Origin of the sequence: Priestia sp. SIMBA_032, assembly GCF_046535215.1 — a bacterium.
GTDB lineage: Bacteria > Bacillota > Bacilli > Bacillales > Bacillaceae_H > Priestia > Priestia aryabhattai.
Genome location: NZ_JAWRXD010001676.1, coordinates 1 through 231 on the forward strand (window position 1 = coordinate 1; position 231 = coordinate 231).

A 231-nucleotide genomic window follows, 5' to 3' on the forward strand; every position below is an offset into this window, starting at 1 on the left:
CTTCGTCTGCTACGTCACTGCTGCGCTGCGAGGCATCTTCGGCACCTTTGCTGTTGTAGTCGATCAGCGCCACCAAAGCCTTCATCATGCTGTCGGCACGCTGGGTGAGCGGGCCGCTGATCTGCTGCTTGGCCTCGTCCATACGCCCTGCGGCAATGTTCTGCAGCACTTTCACCTGCAGTTCGAGGTACTGCTGGTGCGCGTCATTGAATGTGTTGAACAGAGCAGGGT

General features: G+C 58.4%; 1 protein-coding gene. It reads right to left on the bottom strand.

The genetic code is table 11. The features are described from left to right. Positions 1-231: MCP four helix bundle domain-containing protein (locus tag SB717_RS39940; protein WP_410908911.1), on the bottom strand; the 231-nt coding region annotated here is incomplete at both ends.